General features: G+C 69.1%; 24 protein-coding genes. 23 read left to right on the plus strand and 1 reads right to left on the minus strand.

What is annotated here, in order from left to right; all coding sequences use genetic code 11:
• Position 1 precedes the first annotated feature (1 nt).
• The 21 genes from MZC64_RS16175 to MZC64_RS16270 all read left to right on the plus strand — a co-directional run bounded on the left by MZC64_RS16175 (position 2) and on the right by MZC64_RS16270 (position 16,665).
• Positions 2 to 439 (plus strand): hypothetical protein, encoded by a 438-nt coding sequence (locus MZC64_RS16175; protein WP_247757530.1) that lies wholly within the window; start codon positions 2 to 4, stop codon positions 437 to 439.
• Positions 429 to 2,105 carry a Terminase gene (locus tag MZC64_RS16180; protein WP_247757531.1) on the plus strand — a complete coding sequence of 559 codons (1,677 nt, stop codon included), beginning with the start codon at positions 429 to 431 and terminating at the stop codon, positions 2,103 to 2,105. Before MZC64_RS16175 ends, MZC64_RS16180 begins: the two co-directional genes overlap by 11 nt.
• A gap of 16 nt (positions 2,106 to 2,121) precedes the next feature.
• Positions 2,122 to 3,507: a phage portal protein gene (locus tag MZC64_RS16185; RefSeq protein WP_247757532.1), complete on the plus strand. Its 1,386-nt coding sequence runs from the start codon at positions 2,122 to 2,124 to the stop codon at positions 3,505 to 3,507.
• Positions 3,508 to 3,517: 10 nt separating this feature from the next.
• Positions 3,518 to 4,231 (plus strand): hypothetical protein, encoded by a 714-nt coding sequence (locus MZC64_RS16190; protein ID WP_247757533.1) that lies wholly within the window; start codon positions 3,518 to 3,520, stop codon positions 4,229 to 4,231.
• A gap of 150 nt (positions 4,232 to 4,381) precedes the next feature.
• Positions 4,382 to 4,894 carry a hypothetical protein gene (locus tag MZC64_RS16195; protein ID WP_247757534.1) on the plus strand — a complete coding sequence of 171 codons (513 nt, stop codon included), beginning with the start codon at positions 4,382 to 4,384 and terminating at the stop codon, positions 4,892 to 4,894.
• Between the two features lie 55 nt (positions 4,895 to 4,949).
• The gene (locus tag MZC64_RS16200) at positions 4,950 to 5,843 is read left to right on the plus strand and encodes a P22 phage major capsid protein family protein (protein WP_247757535.1); all 894 of its coding nucleotides are present in this window, start codon (positions 4,950 to 4,952) and stop codon (positions 5,841 to 5,843) included.
• Positions 5,840 to 6,319: a hypothetical protein gene (locus tag MZC64_RS16205; RefSeq protein ID WP_247757536.1), complete on the plus strand. Its 480-nt coding sequence runs from the start codon at positions 5,840 to 5,842 to the stop codon at positions 6,317 to 6,319. Before MZC64_RS16200 ends, MZC64_RS16205 begins: the two co-directional genes overlap by 4 nt.
• A gap of 7 nt (positions 6,320 to 6,326) precedes the next feature.
• Positions 6,327 to 6,632, plus strand: coding sequence for a hypothetical protein (locus MZC64_RS16210; RefSeq protein ID WP_247757537.1), 306 nt, complete (start codon positions 6,327 to 6,329; stop codon positions 6,630 to 6,632).
• Positions 6,633 to 6,638: 6 nt separating this feature from the next.
• Positions 6,639 to 6,947 carry a hypothetical protein gene (locus tag MZC64_RS16215; protein WP_247757538.1) on the plus strand — a complete coding sequence of 103 codons (309 nt, stop codon included), beginning with the start codon at positions 6,639 to 6,641 and terminating at the stop codon, positions 6,945 to 6,947.
• Positions 6,944 to 7,384 carry a hypothetical protein gene (locus MZC64_RS16220; RefSeq protein ID WP_247757539.1) on the plus strand — a complete coding sequence of 147 codons (441 nt, stop codon included), beginning with the start codon at positions 6,944 to 6,946 and terminating at the stop codon, positions 7,382 to 7,384. Before MZC64_RS16215 ends, MZC64_RS16220 begins: the two co-directional genes overlap by 4 nt.
• 144 nt (positions 7,385 to 7,528) lie before the next feature.
• Positions 7,529 to 8,155 (plus strand): hypothetical protein, encoded by a 627-nt coding sequence (locus tag MZC64_RS16225; RefSeq protein WP_247757540.1) that lies wholly within the window; start codon positions 7,529 to 7,531, stop codon positions 8,153 to 8,155.
• 11 nt (positions 8,156 to 8,166) lie between these two features.
• The gene (locus MZC64_RS16230; RefSeq protein ID WP_247757541.1) at positions 8,167 to 8,451 is read left to right on the plus strand and encodes a hypothetical protein; all 285 of its coding nucleotides are present in this window, start codon (positions 8,167 to 8,169) and stop codon (positions 8,449 to 8,451) included.
• 71 nt (positions 8,452 to 8,522) lie between these two features.
• On the plus strand, positions 8,523 to 8,852 hold the full coding sequence (locus MZC64_RS16235) for a hypothetical protein (protein ID WP_247757542.1): 330 nt from the start codon (positions 8,523 to 8,525) through the stop codon (positions 8,850 to 8,852).
• A 3-nt stretch (positions 8,853 to 8,855) separates the two neighbouring features.
• Positions 8,856 to 11,762 carry a hypothetical protein gene (locus MZC64_RS16240; protein WP_247757543.1) on the plus strand — a complete coding sequence of 969 codons (2,907 nt, stop codon included), beginning with the start codon at positions 8,856 to 8,858 and terminating at the stop codon, positions 11,760 to 11,762.
• A 3-nt stretch (positions 11,763 to 11,765) separates the two neighbouring features.
• Positions 11,766 to 12,590 (plus strand): hypothetical protein, encoded by an 825-nt coding sequence (locus MZC64_RS16245; RefSeq protein ID WP_247757544.1) that lies wholly within the window; start codon positions 11,766 to 11,768, stop codon positions 12,588 to 12,590.
• Between the two features lie 4 nt (positions 12,591 to 12,594).
• Positions 12,595 to 14,844, plus strand: a complete 2,250-nt coding sequence (locus MZC64_RS16250; protein WP_247757545.1) for a hypothetical protein — start codon at positions 12,595 to 12,597, stop codon at positions 14,842 to 14,844.
• 95 nt (positions 14,845 to 14,939) lie between these two features.
• A complete protein-coding gene (locus tag MZC64_RS47830) occupies positions 14,940 to 15,062 on the plus strand; it encodes a hypothetical protein (protein ID WP_282105432.1) in 123 nt (40 codons plus the stop codon).
• Positions 15,062 to 15,748: a peptidoglycan-binding protein gene (locus tag MZC64_RS16255; protein ID WP_247757546.1), complete on the plus strand. Its 687-nt coding sequence runs from the start codon at positions 15,062 to 15,064 to the stop codon at positions 15,746 to 15,748. Before MZC64_RS47830 ends, MZC64_RS16255 begins: the two co-directional genes overlap by 1 nt.
• A 4-nt stretch (positions 15,749 to 15,752) precedes the next feature.
• Positions 15,753 to 15,986: a hypothetical protein gene (locus MZC64_RS16260; RefSeq protein ID WP_247757547.1), complete on the plus strand. Its 234-nt coding sequence runs from the start codon at positions 15,753 to 15,755 to the stop codon at positions 15,984 to 15,986.
• A 140-nt stretch (positions 15,987 to 16,126) separates the two neighbouring features.
• Entirely contained in the window at positions 16,127 to 16,399 is a 273-nt protein-coding gene (locus MZC64_RS16265; protein ID WP_247757548.1) for a hypothetical protein, read from the plus strand.
• Positions 16,396 to 16,665 carry a hypothetical protein gene (locus MZC64_RS16270; protein WP_247757549.1) on the plus strand — a complete coding sequence of 90 codons (270 nt, stop codon included), beginning with the start codon at positions 16,396 to 16,398 and terminating at the stop codon, positions 16,663 to 16,665. Before MZC64_RS16265 ends, MZC64_RS16270 begins: the two co-directional genes overlap by 4 nt.
• A 99-nt stretch (positions 16,666 to 16,764) precedes the next feature.
• Here MZC64_RS16270 and MZC64_RS16275 read toward each other — a convergent pair whose 3' ends face one another.
• Positions 16,765 to 18,396: a recombinase family protein gene (locus MZC64_RS16275; RefSeq protein ID WP_247757550.1), complete on the minus strand. Its 1,632-nt coding sequence runs from the start codon at positions 18,394 to 18,396 to the stop codon at positions 16,765 to 16,767.
• Positions 18,397 to 18,775: 379 nt separating this feature from the next.
• Here MZC64_RS16275 and rox point away from each other — a divergent pair, with 379 nt between their 5' ends.
• Positions 18,776 to 20,203: a rifampin monooxygenase gene (rox, locus tag MZC64_RS16280; RefSeq protein ID WP_247758259.1), complete on the plus strand. Its 1,428-nt coding sequence runs from the start codon at positions 18,776 to 18,778 to the stop codon at positions 20,201 to 20,203.
• Positions 20,204 to 20,410: 207 nt separating this feature from the next.
• Positions 20,411 to 21,133: an alpha/beta hydrolase gene (locus MZC64_RS16285; protein ID WP_247757551.1), complete on the plus strand. Its 723-nt coding sequence runs from the start codon at positions 20,411 to 20,413 to the stop codon at positions 21,131 to 21,133.
• Positions 21,134 to 21,182: the final 49 nt, after the last annotated feature.

A 21,182-nucleotide genomic window follows, 5' to 3' on the forward strand; every position in this document is an offset into this window, starting at 1 on the left:
CGTGGCACTGACCGGCCGCCCGCCATCGGAGAACCCCCGCAACCGCAACGCCAAGACCTACGAGTGGACCACGGTCGAGGCCACCCCCTACACCGGCGAGTCCCCGGACCTGCCCGAGAACGACGACACCCCTTGGCATGCAAGGACTCTGGCGTGGTGGGAGGCAGTCCGGCGCATGCCGCACTGTCGCCTGTGGACCGAAGGTGACTGGCTGTTCGCGCTGGAAACCGTGGTGCTGGTGGAACAGTACTGGTCCGGCAACCCCAAGGTGGCCGCCGAACTGCGCTTGCGCTACGGCAAGCTCGGCCTGACCCATGAGGACCGGCTCAAGCTCCGCATCCGTTACACCAGCCCGGAACAGGGCCAGGCCGCACCCGTTGACCCTGCGGCCGTGACCCGGCTGGCCGATCGACGTCGGAGGCTAGGCGGTGCCCCGTGAACTGGTCTACGCACCCGGACACGACCGCATGCGCTCCCTCGGCTTCCTGGCCTCGGCCTGGATCGAGCACTTCGCAGTACACGGACCCGGTGATGTGCAAGGAGATCCGCTCGCCCTGGATGACGAGTTCGCCGCGTTCATCGCCGATGCCTACGCGCTCAACAGCGCCGGGCGTCGGCTGTACTCCCGGGCCGCGCTGGTGCGCCCGAAGGGCCGCGCCAAGAGCGAGCTTGCGGGCACCGTGGTGTTGTTCGAGGCATTCGGTCCCGCCCGCTTCGCCGGGTTCGCCGAGGGGGGCGAGGTGTTCACCTGGCTGGACTTCACCTACGTCTACGCCCCGGGCGAGCCCATGGGCAAGGCGGTCACCTACCCCTACATTCGTTGCCTGGCAACAGAAGAGAGTCAGGCCGGGAACACCTATGACGTGGTGCACTACAACCTCTCCGAAGGCAAGCTAGGCGAGGCGCTCAGCGGCAACGCGGTAGGGCTGACCCGCATCGCTCTGCCGGGCGGCGGGGAGATCATCCCCTCCACCGCCTCCAGCGCGTCCAAGGACGGCGGCAAGGAATCCATGTGCGTGTTCGACGAACCGCACCTGTACGTCACGAACGAGCTGCGGCAGATGTTCAAGACCGTGGACCGCAACCTGCGCAAGCGCCGGGCCGCTGAGCCGTGGGCGCTGATGACCTCCACCATGTACCAGCAGGGCGAGTCATCCTCACTGGAAGCCGTTGACGCGCAAGCACAAGCGATCCGCGAGAAGCGGACCCGCGCTACCCGGCTGCTGTGGGATCACCGCGAAGCACCGTCGGAAGTGGACATGACCGACATGGACAGCATGGTCGCCGCGCTGGCCGAGGTCTACGGCCCGTCCGCCGACTGGATGGACCTGCCGGGCATCGTGGAAAACGAGTTCTGGGACGTCACCAAATTGGTCGAGGAGTCCCGTCGGTACTTCTTCAACCAGCGCGGGTCGGCCGCCGCTGCCTTCGTCACCGCGCAGGAATGGGACGCCTGCGCTGACGCCGCCAGAAAACCCTTGTCCGACAAGGACACGGTGGTTCTCTTCTTCGACGGCTCCACCTCCGATGATGCCACGTGCCTTGTCGCCGTGCGCATGTCTGACGGGCATCCGGCCGTGGTGCACTGTCAGGAAAAGCCGGATGGCTTGCAGGGCAAGGGCTGGCGGGTCAACAAGACCGAGGCAGACCTAGCCGTTCACGAAGCCTTCGCCCGATTCGACGTGGTGGCCTTCTTCGCCGACGTCGCCGAGTTTGAGTCCTATGTGGACGACTGGGCATTGAGCTACGGGGACCGGCTGCTGATCGAGGCCACCACCGGACGTAACCGCCACGCCGTGGGCTATGACATGCGTGGCCGAACCGCCGACTTCGCGCCAGCGGTGAAACGCGCCCTGGTCGACATCCGCCAGAAAACCCTGACACACGACGGGGATCTGCGTCTGCGCAGGCACATGCTCAACGCTCGCCGCAGGCCGACCCGCTTCGGCCTGCTGATCGGCAAGGAGGGTGCGGAATCGCCCCACAAGATCGACCTCGGTGTGTGCCTGATCGGCGCACGCCACGTCCGCCGGTTGGTACTGGCCAGTCCGAAGTGGACCGACCGAGCCAAGAAGCGCGCCGGGAAACTGCGGATCTTCACCTGATACAGGAGGTGATCATGTGGCCCTGAGCCAGAAAGACGCGGCCGACGTCGCGGCCAGGGTGATCGATCGGTGGCCGGACAAGGAACGACACGAGCGCATCCATCGCTACGTGCGCGGGGAGCACGATCTGCCGTTCGCGCCCAAGCATGCACGTGCGGCCTACCTGTGGACGCTCAAGCGCAGCCGCACCAACTGGTGCCGGTTGCTGGTGCAGTTGTTGTCGCAGAACCTGATCGTGGACGGCTACCGCGCCACCGACCCCAACAGCCCCGCCCCGGCCGCCTGGTCGCACTGGGTGGCCAACTCCATGGGGCGGTACCAAGCCGCGGTTCATCGCTCCGCCCTGAAATACGGCCTGGCCTTCGCTTTGGTGCTGCCGGGCGAACCGTCGCCGGTGATCCGGGGCTACTCGCCCCGGCGCATGACGGCGGTCTACGCCGATGACCGCGACGAGTGGCCCGTCTACGCCGTGGCCCGCTCGGTGTCCTGGACACCGTCCGGCCCGCGCACGCTGTACCGGCTCATCGATGACCAGGCGGTCTATGACCTGGCCGAGGATGACACCGGCCTGGCCTACATCTCCCACCAGGAACACGGACTTGGCCTGTGCCCGGTCGTGTCCTTTGTAGACGAGGAGGACTTGGACGGGGACAGCCCCGGTGTGGTGGAACCCATCTTGGATGTGCAGGACCGGTTGAACTACAGCACGTTTCTGTTGATGCAGTCCGGCGAGCACGGGGCGCACCGGCAACGGTGGGCCGCTGGCCTTGAGCTGGACGAGGAGACCGAACCCGCGATCGGCCCGGACCGGCTGCTGCATTCGGACAGTGCGGAGACCAGGTTCGGCACGTTCGAGCACACCGACTTGCGCGGCTACATCGATGCCCTGGAACAGATCCTGCGGCACCTGGCCGCCCTGACCCAGACCCCGCCGCACGCGCTGCACGGGTCGCTGACCAACCTGGCCGCCGATGCTTTGGACGCGGCCGAGTCCGGCTTGCAACGCAGGGTCGGCGAACGGCGCACCTCCTATGGGGAGTCCTGGGCACAGGTGCTGCGGCTGTGCGCGCTGGTCGCCGGAGACGCCGAGGGCTGGCGCGATCTGGCCGCACACGTCCACTGGCGCGAAACGCAAAACCGGTCTCTCTCCGCCGTGATGGACGCCTGGGGCAAGGCGGTGACCATGTTGGAGATCCCGCCCCGCGCGGCCTGGGAACGCATCCCGGGCGTGACCGACACCGATGTGGCGCGCTGGTCGCAGATGCCCGCCAGCCTCGACGGTCACGCGCTGCTGGCCGAAACCCTCACCCGCCACACCGAGGCCAGTACCACGGAGGGAGGCAATCCTTTCGATGGCAACCAATCCAGCGGCAGCCCAGGCGACCCAGGACCACCGCCGTAGGCAAGGCAGCTTGGCCGGACTGGTGATCAAGGACGTCCTCTCGGTCTGGGAGACCCTGGACCCGCTGCGCCTGGATGCCACCGCGCGCACCTGGACAGCACGGGTCGCCGACCAGATCGCGCGCCACCGCGCCACCTCCCAGCGGCTGAGCGCGCAGTACTACCAACGGTTTCGGGGACTGGAGATCGGCCGAGACGGGTGGAGCCTGCCGAGGCTGACCGACTCCCCGGCCTGGCGGGCCGCGCTGCTGGTCTCCCTGTTGGTGACCGGCCCGGTCCGGATCAAGCGGCTGACCGGGCGCGGCATGGACCCACGGCAGGCCGCCGACCATGCCGCCCCGGCCGTGGCCGCCGCTACCGTGCGGCAGGCCCGCGCCGCCGGTCGCGCCGCGATGCTGGCCTACCTGCGCAGCGACCCCCGCGCCCTGGGCTACATGCGCGTCACCGACGGGGACCCGTGCGCCTTCTGCGCGATGCTGGCCAGCCGGGGCGCGGTCTACCTCACCAAGTCCTCGGCCCTGACCGACAAGGGCAACCCGGAGGACGGCTACCACGACGGATGCGGGTGCGAGGCCGAGCCGGTCTACACCACCACCCCCGCCCTCCCGGAAGCCTCCCGCCGCTTCGCCCAGCTCTACAAGAAGCACGCCGAAGGGTTGCCCGCCAAACAGGCGCGCAACGCCTTCCGCCGCGCCTACGAAGCCGACCGGCGCGCGGCCACCTGACCCGCCTCCCGGCCCCGGCAGACCAGACCAACCACACCCCTGCTGGTTCCTGCCCGGGGCCGGGACGGCCCTTCCTCCCCGGGGTGCTGCTGGCCCACGCCGCAGCACCCCGGGGCTTCCCACCTCACCCCGCTTGCCGAGGAGGCCCCCGTGTCCGAGACCAGTCCGCCCGAAACCAGCCCGGCGCCCACCGCACCGCCCCCTACTCCACCGGAGTCCCCGCCGGTGCCCGCCCCGGCCGCGGTGAGTCCCCCGCCCGAGGCCGCGCCGCCGGCGAGGGCCGAACCGGGCGGGGATCTGACCGTCCTGCAGGACCAAGTCAGCGACCTGACCAGCAGGTATGAGCAGGCCCGCTCGGAGGCTGCGACAGCCCAGCAGCGGCTGAATCAGCTGGTGGCCGCTCGCGCGGTCGGTCTGCCGGACGTGCTGGCCGACCGGTTGCGCGGCGAGGACGAACAGGCCCTGAGCCAGGACGCCTCGGCCGTGCTGGCCGCCGTGACGGCCCTGGCCGCCGCGCAGGCCCCCGCCGCTGCCCCTGCCCCTGCGCCGGTCGCGCCGGTGCGGCCGGTGGAGTCCCTGCGCCCGGCCTCCCCGGTCGGCGACTCGGTGCCGGTGCAGGACACCCCCGAACAGATTGCCCGGCTGGTCTGGGGCAAGAAGTAGCGCCCGCTCATCCCCCGGCTGTTGCCTACCATCCCAAGGAGACTGACCACCCCGTATGCCCAACGTCCTACTGACACCCAAGCAAATCGCGTCGGCATCGCTGGCCGCGCTGGAACAGCAAACCGTCTTGGCGGCCACCACGTGGCGCGACGCCGAAGCCGACTTCGCCGGAAAGCGCGGCGACACCGTCACCGTGCGCACCGGAACCGTGGTCGGCCCCGCCCGCCGCTACAACCGCGCCGAGAACAAGCCCATCGTCATTGACGACGTGGTGGAGCACGCGGTGGACGTCAAGTTGTCGGACTACCTGTACAAGGGCGTCGCCGTCACCGACGAACAGCTCTCCCTGCACATCGCCGATTTCACCACCCGCGTTGCCGTGCCACAGGCCAAGTCCGTTGCCACCGAGGTCGAGGTGATGGTTGCCGCGCAGATGAACGCGCTCACCGGCTCCCTGACGTTCAAGCCGGACGGCAGCGACGTGCACCGGCAGATCCTGGCCGCCCGAACCCGGCTGAACAAGGCCGGTGTTCCCCGCGAAGACCGCTTCCTGGCTGTCAGCGCCGAAATCGAGGCCGTCATCCTGGACGACCCGAACAAGCGGCTGATCAACGCTGACAGCGACACCTGGACGGCCGCCCTGCGCGAAGCGGTCATCGGCCGGTTGTACGGCTTCAACGTGGTCCCCTCGGTCTACATCGCCGATGGCTCCGCCGTGGCCTACCACCGCACAGGATTCCCTTTGGTGACAAGGGCTATGGAGGTTCCTTCCGGCGCGTCCTTCGGGGAGTCCATGACCTACAACGACATTGCCCTGCGCCTGATCCGCGACTATGACCCGGGCTACCAGCAGGACCGCTCGGTGGTCTCCACCCTGGCCGGTACCACGACCACGTTGGATGAGGGCGTGCTCAAGCGCTCCTTGCGCCTGACCACCGCAGCGGCATGACCGCTGCGGCCGTGCCGCCGCTGGCGAGCCTGGCCGAGCTGGAAACCCGGATGCGCCGCCCCCTGGCCGGAACACCGGATGAGGACGGCGCGCTGGCCGCACTGGCCGATGCCTCCGCGCTGGTGCGCGCCGAAGTGCCGCCCGCGCTGCTGATCCCCACCACACCCCCGGCCGTGGTCGCGGTGGTGTGCCAGTCGGCAGCGCGGGCCGTGCGCAACCCCGATGGGTTCCAGTCCGAGACGGCCGGTCAGTACACCTACCGCTACGGCGACCCGGCCGTGACCGGGGTCTACCTCACCGAGGAGGAACGCGCCGTGCTGCGTCGCCTGTCCCGCCGCAGCGGCCTGCGCTCCACCCGCACCCCGTATGGGGCCGGAGAACACACCGACCCGCCCTACCGGCTCCCCGTGCTCTACCGCTACGGCCGAACCGGAGAACCGTTCCCTTGGGAGGACCCGCCTGCACCTACCCCATGAGCTGATCGTGATCAGCCCCCGCGAACTCCCCGACGCCTACGGAAACCCGGTGCCGCGCCTGGACTACGGCCCCGGCGCGGCACGCCGCCCGCTACGCGGCCTGCTCCAACCACGCGAGTCCACCGACACCGCCGAGGTCGGGCGGCACGCCATCGGCTCGATCTCGTGGCTGTTCACCTACGACCCGGTGTACCCACGCGAACGCATCGTGCACAAGGGCCGCAGTTACGACGTGCAGGGCGAACCTGAACGGTGGAAACCCCGGCACGGCCACATCCATTACGAGACCGACCTACGGCATGTGGAGGGGTGAGAGGCCATGGCCGAGGTACGCCTTGACCACGCAGGGATCGCGGAACTCCTGACCAGCCCGCAAGTCCGGGAGCTGCTGACCACCACCGCGCAGGCCGTGGCGCAGACCGCCCGCGCACAGGGCCGCCTGCTGGCCAGCGGCAAGCCGGTGCCGGTCACCGTGGCGGCCGAGTCCGACACCGACCGGGCGCGGGTCTCGGTGGGCATCCCGCACCCGGCAGGCATCGGCATGCAAGCCCGGCACGGCCTGCTGTCCCGCTCGGCCGAGGAGAACGGCCTGACCGCGCTCGGCCTCGACGGGGACGGGCCGGAGTGAGCAGACCCATGCCGGTGCCGGTCGACGTCGCCGAGCTGGCCGCGCGCGTGCTGCGCCGCCAGCTCGGCGCGCACACCGACCCGCCCGCCACCGGGGTGCAGGTCTCCACCGAGGTGGGCCGGGGCCGAGACGGCGGACCGCCGTCCCTGCCGTGGCTGCTGGTCGCGGTGGACGGGCACACCTGGCAGTGGCCCGCCATCCAGCGCGCCACGCTGCGCCTGACTGCCTGGCACCACACCGAACACGCCGCCGTGGCCCTGGTGGGCCTGGCACTGGGGGTGCTGTGCAACCCCGCCACCGCAACCGGGGCGCTGATCTCGGCCGAGCCGAACACCGGCCCGGTGGCGGGCACCGACCCCTACACCGGCGAACCGCTGGCCACCGCGAACGCGGTGCTGCTGGTGCGCACCCCCGCCCGCCGTCCCGGCCCCGGCTGACCCGGGGCTGCCACACCGCCCCGTCTGCGTGTCCGCGGTCGCGGGCAGCGGCGCCCATCATCCGCCCGGGTCGGTCCCCGCCGGCCTCGCCGAGCGGGGCGGAGCACACCGCCCCGACCCCACCCCCTACGGAGGCTCCTCCTCTTGTCCCTCAACTCCTCCTTCGTGCGCGTGCCCGGCACGGGCGAGCTGTACCTAGCCGCACCGGGAACACCCGAACCCACCGACGCCACCAGCCCACTTCCGGCCGCCTGGACCGGCCTCGGGCTGACCACCTCCGACGGCGTGACGCTGAGCCGCAAGATCGAGCGCGAGCCCACCGAGCACTGGCAGACCCTCACCCCCGCCCGATTCATCCTCAAGTCCCACGAGCTGACCGTGAAGTCCGCCCTCCAGGAGAGCAAGGCGGCCGTGCTGAGCGCCTACTTCTCCGGCATGGTCTTCGCCGAAACCGCAGCCGGGTCCAAGAAGTTCCGGGCGGAGCTGTCCACCATCCCACGCGGCGACGCCCGCGCGCTGTGCGTGGACTGGACGGATCAGGTCAGTGACACCGAGGTCTACGCCCACCGGCTCTACCTCCCGCGCGCCGAGGTCACCGAGACCGAAGAGGCGCAGTGGTCGCGCACCCAGGAAGCCCGCTGGGGCTTGACCTTCTCCGCCCTGGCCCCGCCGTCTGGTTCGACCGTCCTGGCCGTGTGGCTCACCAACGATCCCGCCGTGCTGGCCGCCACCACCCCGCCCGCCGGTCCTGCCGCAGCAGCTGAGAAGTGAGGAGCCCCACCATGACCACCCGCCAGCGCGCCGAGGCCACCAAGGCCAAACCCAAGACCGGCAAGGGAAACGACCCCACCGTGACCTGGCGCGGCCTCAGCTTCACTCTGCCCCGGGCCGAGGCGTTCCCGCTGGATGCCGTCGAGGCCGAGGAACACGGCAAGCCTCTGCTGGCGCTGCGGCTGATCCTGGGCACCGAGCAGTACGCGCAGTGGCGCACCGTGGCCGGAACCGTGGCCGATGCTGAGGAGTTCTCCGCCGCCCTGGTCGGGGAGCTGGGGCGGGGAAACCGGTAACGGTCGCGCGCCTGCTCGGCCAGCGCGCGACCGCCGAAGCCCTGGAAGCCGACCTACTCCGCGTCTACGGCGTGGATCTGCTTGACCTCTACCGGGGACAGCTGTCCCTGCGCAGGGTGTGCCTGCTGGTGGAGCACCTGCCCCAGGACGCGGCCCTGTGGCGCACCCTGGCCCCCGACGCCGACTGGACGCGCACAGACCTGTTGCTGCTGGCCGTGGAACGCAGGCTCACCGCCGTGTGGGCGCTGCTGGCCGGGATGCTCGGCCAGAAGCTCACCGAAGACCAGCTAGCCCCGCCGCTGATTCCCGGCAACACCACCGAAAACCCCTCTCCACCGGGAGGGGGTGAACCGGAAACACGCCCCCTGCGAGAGATCGCGCTCATGATGAGGGGAGCGTGATCGATGGCCAACGTCGGGCACGCCTACCTGACGCTTCTCCCGTCCCTGCGCGGAATCTCCCGCGTGATCCGGGACGGAGTCCGGGAGGGCGAACGGGCCGCGCCCGCGCTGGGCATCACCGCCGAACTCAGTACGGCGCTGCTGCGCCAGCAGGTCCAGGCGGCCACCCGCGAGGGTGGCCGCCCGGCGCTGCACATCCTGGCCGAGCTGATCTCCCAGCCCGCAGAGGTTGCCTTCGGCGCGCTGATCCGCCGTATGTCCACTCGGGACATTGACGTGCGGGTAGCCCTGGACAGCTCGGTGGGCACAGCGGTACGCAGCCTCTCCGCCCTCGGAGAGAGCAGCAACCGCGCCACGGCGCAGTTCACCGCGATGACGGCGGCCGTGGGCGCGGCCACCCTGCGCGGCGCGGTCATGGCCGCCGCCCTGGCCCAGGCCGCCGGAGCCGTCGGCGCGCTCGGCGGAGCGGCGGCCACCGCCTCCGGCGCGCTGCTGGTGATGCCCGCTGCGGGCCTGGCCGCCGCCGTCGCGATCAACACCCTGCGCTTGGGGCTGACCGGGTTCTCCGACGCGCTCAGCGCCAGCACCCCGGCAGCCTTCGCCGAAGCCCTCGGCAAGCTCGCGCCGAACGCCCGCATCGCAGCCACCGAGGTGCGCGCGCTGCGCCCGGCCTTCGACAGCATGCGCCTGGACGTGCAGGACGAACTGTTCGCTGGACTCGGGTTCGCTGTGCGAGACCTCGGCGGTCAGTACCTGCCGATCCTGCGCACCGCCCTGACCGGAGTGGCCTCCGAACTCAACATCGCAGCTGGCCAGGTCACAGGCTTTCTGGAGCAGTGGGACACCGCCGCTGACATCACACTCATCCTGGGCAACGCCCGTACCGCCATCGGCAACCTGACCGGCGCGGTCGCCCCGCTGGTCTCGGCTTTCACCGACGTGGCCACCGTGGGCAGCACCTTCCTGCCGCAGCTCACTTCCGGCGCGATCGGTGCTGCGCAGTCATTCAGCGAATTCATCAGCACAGCAAGGGAATCCGGGAAGCTCGCCGGATGGATCTCTGCCGCCATTGATGTGTTGCGCCAGCTCGGTGCGTTGCTGGGCAACGTGTTCAGCATCGTCACCTCGGTGTTCTCCGCCGCTTCCGCATCCGGCGGCAACATGCTGACGGTACTGGTCAACATCACCGGCCAGGTAGCCGAGTTCCTTGAATCAGCGCAGGGAATCACTGCGCTGCAACAGATTTTCGGCGGGCTGGCCGCCGTGGCCGCTGGCCTCGGTCCGATCGTGGCCGCCATCGGTGAGGCCCTGGTGACCTCGCTCGCGCCCGCCGTGGCCCAGATCGGACCCATGCTCGGCGACGCGCTGCGCTCCCTGGCCCCGGCTATTGCCCCGCTGGGGCAGATGATCGCCGCGCTTGCCCCGGTGCTGGCCGTTGCGGCACAGGCGTTCGCCTCCATGCTGGTGCCCGCCGTGGCCGCGCTGGCCCCGGTCGTGGAAGCACTCGCCCCGCCGCTGAGTGAGGTCATCGGCCTGCTCGGCGGTGCGATCGGCGGAGCTATCGCACAACTCGCGCCGGTCATCGCCGCCCTGTCCGCGGTACTGGCCCCGCTGCTGAGCCAGCTCGGCGGCCTGATGGTGCAAGCCATCGCACAGGCCGCCCCAGCCCTGGCTACCTTCGCAGCCGCGCTGGTGCCGATCGTGGCCCAGGTCGGCGGGGCGCTGGTGCAGGCGCTGACCGCCGTCCTGCCGATCCTGGGCGCACTGTCCAACGTGTTCAGCACGGTGTTGCTGGCCGCGCTCAACGCCGTCATGCCCGTGCTGCCCGTGCTGGTCGACGCGATCACCCAGCTCGCCGAGGTGATCACGACCGCCCTGGCCACCGCCACACCGGTGCTGGCCGAAGTCGGCACCCTGGTGGGTCAGGTGCTCACTCAAGCGATCACCGGCCTGGCACCGCTGATCCCGCCGTTGGCCGAGGCGTTTCTTGCCGTGGTCAACGCGCTGCTTCCGTTGCTGCCCATCGTGTTGCAGATCGTGACCGCGCTGTTGCCCCCGTTGATCAACCTGTTGACCTCGCTGATGCCGGTGATCATTCAGGGCGCACACCTGTTCGCCACCCTCGTAACCGCGATCACTCCTCTGGTGGAGCTGATCATCAACCTGTTGGTGCCTGTGCTACAGGGGCTGATCGCTGTTGCCACAACGGTGTTCGGCTCTCTGGCCGCGATCGTCGGCGGTGCGATGCAGGTGGTACGCGGCGTGATCGAAACCGTGCTGGGCCTGATCACCGGCGACTGGGACCGGGCGTGGAACGGTCTCAAGACCATCGTGTCTGGCATCTGGACGGCCATTTCGGGCGTGGTGCGCTCTGCCATCAACGGCGTGGTGGGCTTCGTCATGTCCTTGAATGAGCGCATCCTCAACGTGTTCGGGGGTGCCGGTACCTGGCTGATGCAAGCCGGTCGCGACATGATCAACGGACTGATCAACGGCCTCAAGGCTGGGTGGAACTGGGTGGTGGACTGGCTCCGCTCCAAGGTCAGTGGCCTGATCGACCAGGTCATGCAGTGGTTGGGCATCCGTTCTCCCTCAACGGTGTTCGCCAAGATCGGTACCCAGGTCAGCGCCGGTTTGGCGCTGGGGATCGAGGACACCGCAGCGATCCCGGCCGCCGCAGCCTCCGCCATGGCACAGCGGGTGGCCCGTCAGGGCGTGACCGCCCTGCCCGAGGCACGTCCCACCCTGCCCAGCAACGGAAGCCCATCGTCCACTGTGGACGCTGAGGTGATGCAGGCGGCCGTCACGGCCGGAGTCATGGCCGCACTCGACCACGCCCGCCTACGGGTGGAGGGCTCCGGGGTGGCCCGTTTGGTCAATGCCACCAACACCAGCAACGCAAGGAGGTGAGCCGTGCCGTTCTTCCTCGGCCCGCTCGGGGCACTGCGGGAACTGCCGTCCCCGGCCCCGGACAAGGCACCGGAGGCCACCGCGACCCGGGTGGGTGCGGTACACCGCTCGCTGACCGGGCGGCCCACGATCGACCGGATCGCGGTGCGGCGCACCTGGGTGCTGTCCTGGCCCTACCTGGACCCAGGCTCGGCGGCCTACCTGGACGCGCTGCACCTGGGCCTGCTGGACGGCCCGCTGTGGCTGATCGACCCGCAGCGGGTCAACAGGTTGCCGGTGCAGGCCGCCGCGACCGGCACCGGCCTGCGCTCGGTGCAGGGCTTCACCGCCACCGGCGGCACCCTGCGGTGGATCTCCCAGCCCAGCCCGCTACCCCTCTCCGGTGGCCTGCGCTGGGAGGCCCCGCCCGGCGGTGGCCAGCTCACCGCCGACACCGAGGTTCCCGCGTTGCCGGGGGAGCCGGTCACCTTCTCCGCCTACGTCTCCGCCGAGGTGGCGGTACGCGCGGTAGTGGCCGCCTACACCGCCAGCGGCGCGCAACTCACGCTGACCGAGGGCACCCCGATCACCCCCGGGCCGACGCTGCGGCGCACCCACGTCACGGCGCTGGTGCCCGCCACGGCCGCATACCTCCGCCTCGGCCTGCTCCTCCCCACGGGCGGGCCGGGCGGCGCGGTCACCACCCAAGCCTGGCAGGCCGAGGCCGCCCCGCAGCCCACGCCGTGGGCGCCGGGGGGCGGGTCCGCCGTGGTCGCGCTGGACTCGGTGACCACCGCCTACCCGCTACCCGGCCTGCACGGCACCACCGTGACCCTGTGGGAGGTGTGAGCCGGTGCAGATGCCCGAGGACACCGCCCTAGCCGCGGCCACCCACGGCGCGGTGCGCACCCCTCTGGTGCGCCTGCGCGCGGACTGGGACCGCGACGGCCGCTACGCCCATCCGCTCGCCGACCTGACCGAGGTCACCGAGTCGGTGACCGTGGACCGCTCCCTGACCGGGGACCTCCCGGCCGAGTGTCGCCTTGTCGAGGGCTACACCACCGCCCGCCTGTCGGCGACCCTGGCCGGAGCGCGCAACGGCGACCCGCGCGACATCGCCCGCCTGCTCTCCCCCTACCGGCGGGACAGCCCGCTGCACGCCCGGCCCCGGGAAGACACCCCGGTCCGCGCTGAGATCGGCTTGGCCACCCAGGACGGCCCGCGCCTGGTGCCCCAGTTCCACGGCACCACACGGGGTTTGAGCATCAACTCCGCCGAGCGCACGGTGACCCTGGACGCGCTCGACCCGGCTGAGCGCCTACGCAACCCGGTCACGCTCCCACTCGGCGCGGAACACCGATCCGCCTACTACAACCGCCGGATCTGGCCGTGGCGCAACAGGACGAACACGCAATGGGTCATCGACTACGTGTTGCGGCGCAACGGAATCTACTTCTCCCCGCCGCCCCGGACGGACTGCATGTGGGCCATGACCGGGCACGGCGGCGCATGGCCGGACGTCGGCAACCGTGGTGACGTCACCGGCTTCCCCGAAGAACCCGGCACCCCCGAGTACGTACCGGGCCGCTACGGCCTGGCGCTCAACGGAACCAGCAAGATGTTCGCGCAGTTCCTCGCACGCTGCGTGCGGGAGTTCCGCCCCGGTCACGGGGCCGGGCACGCCTTTGAGTTCCACCTGTTGGCCGGTGCCAGCAACGCCCTGTCCAGCAACTCCAGTGGCCTGCTGCTGGGGATGGGCACCAGCGGGCACCAGGACCAGTTCGGCACAACCTTCGACATCCTGTTGCGCGCCAACGGAATTCTTACCCTTGAGGTCCACACCCAGGGCAACAAGGTGCTGACCCTGGACGGGCCGAGCCTGACCGGAGAACCGGCCTGGCACGCGGTCGGCTGCTGGGTGCACTGGGACGCCGAGGTCCACGACTTCACCGCCGTCTGGCACGTGGACGGTGTCCGGCACGGCCCGTACACGGCCACGATCGGCACCCTGTCCACCTACACCGGCGGGAGGCACGCCACCGTCCTCGGTGCGTCACCGGTTCCGGTGCAGTGCATGCAGATCAGCTACGCCCCGGAGATCCCTGCCGACTGGGGAACCCCGCACGCCTCCCAAGCCGACCTGGACACGGGGCTGAACTGGATCTACGGCCTGCCCGATGTCGTCTCCGCCGATTCCTGGGAGGTCATCCGCACCGCCGTGGGCGCGGAGTACGGCGTGGTCGAGTTCGACGAGTCCGGCCGCTTCCGCTTCGCCAACAGGGAAAGCGCCCGCCGACGCGCCAGCGCCGCCCCGGTACGCACCCTGGACGCGGCCGTGTCCCTGTCCGGCCTGACCGTCTCAACCTCCCTGGACAGCGTCCGCAACGCCGTCAGCGCCAGCACCGCCCCCCGCTTGCAAGTCACCAGCGCCGTGACCGTGTGGGAACCCCGCACCCCCGAACAGCTCGACACCATCACCGGACAGTTCTTCGTCACCGTGCAGATGTCGCGCCGGGTCCAGGTGGCCCAGGCCGACCTGCACGCCCTGTCCCCGCAAGCCTGGGATGACGACGTCCGCCACTCCTTCGTGGCCGTAGACGCCAGCAGCGGCGAGTTCGCCGACGGCGTCATCGTGCGGGTGCGGCAGTTCGAGGACGAATCCACAGTGCAGCTCGACATCACCAACCCGCACCCGTTCACCATCCGCTTTGCCCTCGGCGACCGCCCCACGTTGCGGATCAACGGACTGGAGATCAGCGACGAACCGGCCACAGACCACCTGTGGGACAACCCGGCCTCCGCGCAGCGCTACGGACGACGGACCTTGGCCTTGCAGGGCAACGCCTTCCGTCAGGAACCCGGCTCCGCCGCTGCCGTGGCGCGCTCGCTGCTGACCGACCTGGCCGACCCCACACCCGTGCTGGCCGAGATCCCCGTACCGGGTGATCCACGGTTGCAGCTCGGCGACGTCGTGACCGTGCTCGACCCGGACGGACTCGGCGGACCGATCCGCGCCAGCGTGATCGGCATCCGCCGAACCCTGTCCACAGCAGACGGTCTGTCCGACTCCCTCACCCTGCGCGCCGAACCCCCGGCCCCCTGAGCCACGGCGCGCACTCCCTCCCCGCACCACAGGCCGAGGAGGTGATGCCGCACGCCTTCACACAATCCCTTGCCCCGCAACGCTGAAAGGACTCTGTGACCGCACCTGACGTGCTCTACGACGATGACCACCACCCGGCCGAGGTCGAGGTTTCCGACTTCGCCCCGGGCGAGGACGACAACCCGGAATCCCTGATGGGCGAGGAGGTCACCGGCTAATGGCCTACCGACTCGCACGCTGCCTGGCCGTGCTCCGCGATGAGGTCAACGCCCGGTGGCCCGGCCGCGACAAGGCCAGCGACGGCTGGATCGGCGACCCGGCCCACGCCTCCCGCAAGTCCGACCACAACCCGTGGGTCAAGGACAGCAACGGTGTGGGCGTGGTCCGCGCCTATGACTTCGACTCCGGCCACGGGGGCGATACCGGCATCGGCCTGCACATCGCCGAACATGTCCGCACCCTCGGACAGCGCGGACACCCCGCGCTGGGCAACGGCTCCTACGTGATCTCCGCCCGGCGCATCGCGTCCCCGGCCTCGGGCTGGTCCTGGCGCACCTACACCGGCACCAACCCCCACGTGAACCACACCCACATTTCCGTCAGCCTGACCCAGTCCGGCTATGACGCCACCCAGGGCTGGGGGCTCTCCGGCGGTGGCCCCGGCCCAGGGCCGGGAACCAACCCGGGCGGGCGTCCGACCATCCGGCGCGGCAGCACTGGCCCGGCCGTGGCCGAGGTCCAGCGCATCCTCAATGCCTGGTACCCCAAGCTCGCCCGGCTGGCCACCGATGGCGTCTTCGGTCCGGCCACCCATGCCCGGGTGGTCTACATGCAGCAGCGCGCCGGACTCGGCGCTGACGGCATCGTCGGCCCGTTGACCTGGCGCAAGCTGCTGGGTGGGTGAGCCGATGACCGCCCCGACCGCGGACACCACCCCGCCCGACCCGAACCGCCTGCAGGAAGAGTGCCGGGCGGAGCCTTCCGCCCGGCAGCTCTGCCGCCGGCCTCGCGCAGTGGGGCGGGCACTGGTCGTGATCGCAGGCGTCGTCGTGATCGTGCTCGGGCGCAAGCTCCGCGACTACGTCGACCACGCCGAGCACGTCATCCGCACCGGCCTGGCCGAGCTGGAACACAAGGACTGAACCCCCACCAACTCGGCGACCTCGCACAGCTGACTTTCCTCGGGTGTGCCCTCGCCGGGTTCCTGCTCTCCCGTACCGCCCGCTGGCTCATCAACACCCCCGAAGCCAGCCCACACCACCACAAAGGAGAACCACCCACCTTGCCCACCCCCACCCCCGCGCGACCGCGCCCGCTGCGCACCGCCGCGTCCTGGATCGGCGGCCTGTCCGCGCTGATCTCCGGACTGGTCGGTTCCGGCCTGCTCACCGGCATCCAGGGAGATGCCCTCACCGGTGCCATCGGCGCGGTGGTCGCCGTGCTCAGCGCGTTCGGCATCGTGCTGGTCACCGAACGGCGCGTCACCCCGGTAGCCGACCCGCGCGACGACTCCGGCCGTGCCCTGACCCTCGACACCGGGGAGGCCACCAGGTGAGTAGCGGCGCAACCCTGCACGCGCCGAGTCCGGACATGGTGGCCGCTGTGCGGGCCGTACAGGCCCTCAGCGGCACGCCGCAGCGTCCAGGCCCTGCCCTGACCAGGCAGGGCCGCACGGAGGACGCCAGCCCGATCACGGCGACGCTCGCCGCAGAGCAGGACAGCGGCCTGTGGCTCTCCGTGGACGGCGCGGACGTCCACCAGGTGGCCGCCAGGATCAGCGCCGTGTGCGGCCTCCTGAGCCCAGCACGGCCGTTCCGGTAACGAACCATCTGCCGGGGCAGCGGATTCCCTTGCTTCCCATAGAAAAGGACCCCCTCCGCCTTGCGCGGAGGGGGTCCTTGTTGTCGTTTCGGCCGAGCGCTAGCTGTCCCCGGGCTGCGTCTCGGTGCGCCCGGTCGGCGTCGGGCTGAGCAAGTCTGCGATCTCAATGGTTGCGCCGTTGTCGGCTACCCGTTCGTTCCACGCGGCCAGTTCCGGCATTGCTTCCTGCCAGCCGTCAGGCAACCGCCAGCGGGCCGACCAGGAACCATCCGGCCGCTTCTTGGCCGCGAACTGGAACCCCAGTTCCAGCCACCTCAGCCGCCGGTCCTGCGATTGCAGCCCCTCTAGCTCTTCCTTCCAGGTCCGATCGGTCGGCACCCACTGCACACCCCCCGGGTCGACCGGAAGCGCCCTGAGCGTGTCGATATCCGCCAAGATCATTGCTCCGTTCGCCATGGCCTTACTTCGATCTTCCGGCTTACCGGCGCGCGCTACCTTGGACATCTCCTTGGTGTATTCCCGTTCCAGCTTCGCGATCTCGTTCGCGTGATCGGTTGGTGGCATCACGATGCGCTCACGGACCGGAACCATTGAGAAGATTTTGTAGAAAGCCTGCTCTGCCAAAGGTTCAATCTCATCCGCACGCATCGCAAAACCGTGTTCAGGAGTGCCACAACGCCAGTACCGATAGTCGTACACAGCCACGGTTCCGTCAGCACGAATCCGCTCATCATGGTGGCCACGATGCCACAGAGGCTCAAGGCAATCCGGACACACCAGCACCCCAGAAAAAGCGCGAGGCTGATTGCTTCCCCGATTTTTCCGTCGCGACTTTTCTTCTAGCCTGGCAGAAATCTCCGCCTGCTCGGCGGGCTCAAAGATGCCAAGCTCGACCAGGTCCGGATGCTCCAACAATCGGCGAACCACGGTCCTTTGCCACTTGTACCCTTTGAATTCGGTCGTTTCAGGGTCTTTCCGCTGCCGCTCTGCATACAACTGAATTTGCCGGTCCGTTGGACTCAGTACCTTGTTTTCGTTCAACCAGGCGCACATATCGGTGAGGTTCACCCCAGTCCGCGCCATCTTGGAAAGCTTATGCAGAATCCTGACCGCATACTGATCAATCCCGAGAAACCAGCCACCACCAGGCAACTCAACTGGCATAGTGCCATAAATGTGACCTCCGCCCGACCAACGACCCGCCGCCTTAAGGGTCGCCTTCGACGAACGAAAACGTTCCCTCATCCGTTCACGTTCCATGCGAGCGAATGCCGCGATCAACGTGATCAGAAACTCGGACATTGAGTTGCTGGAGTCGATTCCCTCGGCGATGGAAATTAGCCGCTTTCCCCGCGACCTAAGCCACTCCAGCAGCGTCAGCGCATCCATTACATTGCGAACCAGGCGGTCCAATTTAGAGACAACCAACGTCTTCCACGGCTTCGGCGGCGCATCACACAGCCATACCTTGAGTCCATTGCGCTTGTGGGGTTCCAGGTCGCCGGAAACAGAAAGGTCCTCTACCGTAGCAGCGATCGGAACATCGTAGGCGTTCGACCATCGATGCGTGTCACGGTTCTGACTTTCACTAGACGTGCTTTCATCCGAGAAATGCGACTGCCGGGAATAGCACACTGACGCATCGTCTTCAGGGGTAAACGGGATGGCTGGCAGTCGCTCGCTAACCTGCTTCTTAAACCGGCGTCGCCTACGGGGGGTGGGTGCACTCATGCTCGGTGTCCTTGCTGGTAGTTGCCCGTTCGAGTGTGGTTGGTTGACACACTCGGGGTAACTCAGGCGCGCGGACCGAGCGGATGAACCCGGACAGGGACAGCAGCGCCGGCTGCCCGGCGTCGACCCGTTGCGCTTCCCATCGCATGCCAGCGAGTCGAACATACGTTCGATTCGAACGCAAGCTCAGGTTGGCTCGCGTCCCGCCGCCGCACCGGCCAGCGTCGAATTCCCGGTTCGCCGAACGCTCTCGAAATCAATCGGACAAGCCCCCTCCCGTTTCACCATATATCGCTTGCGACAAGACCCGGGGGTGCCGCACACTGGATTAGGAACACATGCCGACTGGATGGGACAGAATTTTCCGAATGGACGGTTCATGTTCGATGTGATCATTGCCGGGTGTGGGCCGACCGGTGCGATGCTGGCCGCCGAACTACGGTTACACGATATGCGGGTGCTCGTCCTGGAGAAGGAAACCAAGCCCGTTTCTTTCGTCCGCATCGTCGGCCTGCATATTCGCAGTATCGAGCTGATGGCCATGCGCGGACTGCTCGATCGCATTCTCGAACACGGAAGACAGCGTCCGGCAGGCGGTTTCTTCGCCGCCATCGCCAAACCCGCGCCCGAGGGCCTGGATACCGCGCACGCCTATTTGCTGGGTATCCCGCAGCCGGTTATCGTTCACCTGCTCGAAGAACATGCGATCGCACTGGGCGCGCAGGTCCGGCGCGGTTGCGCGGTGGCCGGTGTCGAGCAGGACGACGAAGGGGTGACCGTCGAACTGGCCGACGGGGAGCGGCTGCGTTCCCGCTATCTCGTCGGTTGTGACGGCGGGCGCAGCACGGTGCGCACCCTGCTCGGCGTCGGTTTCCCCGGCGAACCCTCGCGGACCGACACACTGATGGGCGAGCTGGAAGTGGGTGTGTCACAGGAGGAGATCGCCGCCAAGGTGACCCACATTCGCGAGACCAACAAGGTATTCAGTCTCGACCCCTTCGGCGAAGGGGTTTATCGCGTCGTCGTCCCGGCCACGGAAGTCAGCCAGGATCGCGCGGAGCCACCCACTCTTGAGGATTTCCGACGAGCGTTGCGGGCCATCGCCGGAACCGATTTCGGCGTGCACTCCCCACGCTGGTTGTCCCGCTTCGGCGATGCCACCCGGCTGGCCGAGCGGTATCGGGTCGGGCGAGTGCTGCTGGCCGGCGACGCGGCGCACATCCACCCGCCCGCCGGCGGGCAGGGCCTGAACCTGGGCGTGCAGGACGCGATCAACCTCGGCTGGAAACTGGCCGCACAGATCCGCGGCTGGGCGCCGGAGACCCTGCTGGACACCTACCAGGCCGAACGTCATCCGGTCGCCGCGGACGTGCTGGACAACACCCGCGCCCAGATGCTGCTGGGTTCCGCTGAACCGGGCGCGCGGGCCATGCGCAGGCTGCTCACCGAACTGATGGACTTCGACGAGGTGAACCGCCATCTGATCGAGAAGATCACCGCGATCGGCATCCGCTACGACTTCGGCGCGGGCCTCGACCTGCTCGGCCGCCGCCTGCGCGACCTCGACCTGAAACAAGGCCGCCTCTACGACCAGCTACATCGGGGCCGCGGCCTGGTGCTCGACCGCACCGAATGGCTGACCGTCGAGGGCTGGTCGGATCGAGTCGACCTCATCGCGGATCCCACCGCGGCACTGGATGTTCCGGCCCTCCTGCTCCGCCCTGACGGCCACGTCGCCTGGATCGGCGAACACCAGCAGGATCTGGACGACCACCTCGCCCGCTGGTTCGGCCGCCCCGCCACCTGAGGTCATCTGGGCAGCAAAAACACAGGAGCCGCCGCGAAAACCCGTTGGCGGACCACGACGACCGCTGCTAGCTTTCCGGCGGCCGTGCGAAAGAACGAGGAGGTGGTACCCGTGAACGTAGCGACATGGGTGCTCCCCTCCGGGGTCACGGTCGGACGCTAGGTCGTCCGGGAGCGCCGTTCACGAGCACTCCCGAAAGGCACGACCGTGCGATTCACCGCTGAACAGCGCCTCGACGACGGCGTCCTCGAACGCGAATTCACCCTGGGCGAGATCCCCGGCATCCTGTGGACGCCTGGATCCGAACCGGCCCCGCTGATCCTGATCGGACACCCCGGCGGCTTCCACAAAAGGCTTCCCCGGCTGGTGGCCCGAGCCCGCCACTACGCGGCGGAGTACGGCTTCGCGGCCGCCGCCATCGACGCCCCCGGCTGCGGTGACCGGCCCCGTTCCGCCGCCGACGAGCAGACAGGCGCCGACCTCCGCCGAGCGAAGGAGGCCGGCGAGCCGATCGAGGAGATCCTCGAAGCCTTCATCGTCCCGATGGTCGACAAGGCGGTCCCGGAATGGCGGACCATCCTCGATGCCCTCCTGTCACTGCCCGAGATCGGCGGCCCGGTCGGCTACGAGGGGATGAACTCCATCGGCATCCGGCTGGCGATGGTCGAGCCGCGCGTCTCGGCCGCCGTGTTCTTCGGCATGAGCTTCGTGCCCGAACTCCTGCGCGAGGAAGCCCGGCGGGTCACCGTGCCGCTGCAGTTCCTGCTGCAGTGGGACGACGAAGGCAACGACCGGCAGCAGGCCCTGGACCTGTTCGACACCTTCGGCGCCCAGGAGAAAACGCTGCACGCCAACCTGGGCGGGCACACCGGCACCCCGTGGTTCGAGGTGGACGACGCGGCCCGATTCTTCACCCGGCACCTGAAGTGAGGCCGGGCCGTCAGACCGGCGGCAGCCGGTAGCCGGCCGACCACGACGC

It is taken from the genome of Crossiella sp. S99.2 (genome assembly GCF_023094165.1).
Lineage (GTDB): Bacteria > Actinomycetota > Actinomycetes > Mycobacteriales > Pseudonocardiaceae > Crossiella.